The sequence below is a fragment of the Bradyrhizobium sp. Mp27 genome, assembly GCF_029953005.1.
Classification (GTDB): Bacteria; Pseudomonadota; Alphaproteobacteria; order Rhizobiales; family Xanthobacteraceae; genus Bradyrhizobium; species Bradyrhizobium barranii.
The window spans coordinates 1-353 of record NZ_JASAUS010000691.1 but is presented as its reverse complement, the minus strand read 5'-3'; the positions used below and the strand labels follow the sequence as shown (position 1 = coordinate 353).

Sequence of the window (353 nt, the reverse complement as noted above, 5' to 3'; positions counted from 1 at the left end):
GATGGCGGCTGGCATGTCGAGCTCAACAGCGACACCTTGCCGCGCGTGCTGGTCAACCAGACCTATTATTCCGAGCTGTCGAAGAAGATCGGCAAGGACGGCGACAAGTCCTATTTCACCGACGCGCTCCAGAACGCGACCTGGCTGGTGCGCGCGCTCGATCAGCGCGCCCGCACCATCCTGAAAGTTGCGACGGAAATCGTGCGCCAGCAGGACGGCTTCTTCACCCACGGCGTGGCGCATCTGCGGCCGCTGAATCTGAAGGCCGTTGCCGACGCCATCCAGATGCATGAATCCACGGTGTCGCGTGTCACCGCCAACAAGTACATGGCGACAAATCGCGGCACATTCGA

The 353-nt window shown here is 61.5% G+C and carries 1 pseudogene; it reads left to right on the top strand.

The window, feature by feature from the left end:
• A pseudogene (locus QJT78_RS52345) lies at nt 1-353 on the top strand (RNA polymerase sigma-54 factor); the annotation flags it as partial.